2 protein-coding genes are annotated in these 1,764 nt (G+C 62.0%); one reads left to right on the forward strand and one right to left on the reverse strand.

Annotation, left to right across the window (positions count from 1 at the left end; translation table 11 throughout):
• Positions 1–642: hypothetical protein (locus tag EN969_RS29730; RefSeq protein ID WP_013532621.1), on the reverse strand; the 642-nt coding region annotated here is incomplete at its 3' end.
• Positions 643–863: 221 nt separating this feature from the next.
• On the opposite strand from EN969_RS29730, the gene EN969_RS29735 reads away from it, so the two are divergent.
• A partial coding sequence (locus EN969_RS29735) for an NAD(P)/FAD-dependent oxidoreductase (RefSeq protein ID WP_164758613.1) occupies positions 864–1,764 on the forward strand: 901 nt, incomplete at its 3' end.

The following is a 1,764-nucleotide window of genomic DNA, read 5'->3' on the forward strand; positions in this document are numbered from 1 at the left end:
GCCCGTTGGTATGCGCGGATCCTGCACCAGGTAGAAGGTCCATCTGGGCGTGTAGTCGGTCATCAGGAATTCGAAGCTGGCGGTTTTCAGCGGGTCGACCTTGCCATTCCTGAACAGCAGCCGGTCATAGGGTTCGAAATCGCGATCGAAATCGGCGAAATTGCTCGACCGGATGTTGTCCGGCGTCTTGTTGCGCTGGTCGAAGGAAAGCCCGTCGCCGAACACGCTCGGCTGGTTCAGGATCTCCTGCAATTCGAACTGGAATTCGACCCAGGCCTGGCCGCTATTGTTGAGCACCTCGATGCGCATATACATCATGCCGTTGGCGAATTCGCCGGCCTTGCCGAAGGCCTGGATCGGCTTTGTCGTGCGGATCGTCAGCGTCACCGGCGTTGACGAAGTCAGCTCTTCGGTGATGACGAACGGATCGTCCTTCGTGCCGATGCCCGAGGCGCCGGTGATGTGGAAGCCGCCAAGCTCGTCGGAGAAGGAGTAGGCGCCCGCCGCCCAGACCTTCACTTCGTCGGCGGCAGCGTGATGCGGCGCCAGCATCAGAAGGGCCAAAAGGAGCGCCCGGCGGATCCGGCCGGGCGGGAAAAGAAAGCGCGTCGATGAAAAGCCGGCTGGCCCAGGAAAGCGCATGGCGTGAAGTATGGCCGATAAGCAAGCCGTCGAACAATTAAAAAACGCGCGCCCCGCAGGCAATGCCAGGCGAAAAGCAGTCTTCCAGCCTCGCAATGCGCGACTTTTTGGCCAAAACGGCATTGTCACGTATGCGCCGGTTTCCTGTCGTCAATTGATGCGCTATGCAGCGCGGGAGCCAGCAAGATACCCGAATGGGATAAGCCAGTGCGGAGGGGTTGATGAGCGACATCGAACGCGAAAGCATGGAATTCGACGTGGTTATCGTCGGTGCCGGTCCGGCGGGCCTCGCCGCCGCCATCCGCCTCAAGCAGGTCAATCCCGAGCTTTCGGTCGTCGTCCTGGAGAAGGGCGGTGAGGTCGGCGCCCATATTCTCTCCGGCGCCGTCGTCGATCCGATCGGCATCGACCGGCTCTTGCCGGGCTGGCGCGACGAGGACGGCCATCCCTTCAAGACGCCGGTCACCGCGGATCATTTCCTGGTCCTTGGTCCTGCCGGCTCGTTCCGTCTGCCCAACATTTTCATGCCGCCGCTGATGAACAATCACGGCAACTACATCGTTTCGCTGGGCAATGTCTGCCGCTGGCTGGCGACCAAGGCCGAAGCGCTCGGCGTCGAGATCTATCCGGGCTTTGCCGCTGCCGGCCTGCTCTACAATGAGCAAGGCGCCGTCACCGGTGTCGTTACCGGCGACATGGGCGTCGAGAAGGACGGAACGCACGGCCCGGGTTTCGCACCCGGCATGGCGCTGATGGGCAAATATGTGCTGATCGGGGAGGGCGCTCGCGGCTCGCTCGCCAAGCAACTGATCGCCAGATACAAGCTTTCCGATGGCCGCGAACCGGGCAAATACGGCATCGGCCTGAAGGAACTCTGGCAGGTCAAGCCGGAGAACCACCGGCCGGGGCTGGTCCAGCATTCCTTCGGCTGGCCGCTTGACTTGAAGACCGGCGGCGGCTCGTTCCTCTACCATCTCGAGGACAACCAGGTGGCGGTCGGCTTCGTCCTCCACCTCAATTACAAGAATCCCTGGCTGTCGCCGTTCGAGGAATTCCAGCGCTTCAAGACCCATCCGGCGATCGCGGCTACGTTCGAAGGCGGCAAGCGGCTGGGCTATGGCG

This window comes from Mesorhizobium sp. M7A.F.Ca.CA.003.01.2.1, from assembly GCF_003998945.1.
GTDB classification, from domain to species: Bacteria; Pseudomonadota; Alphaproteobacteria; order Rhizobiales; family Rhizobiaceae; genus Mesorhizobium; species Mesorhizobium ciceri.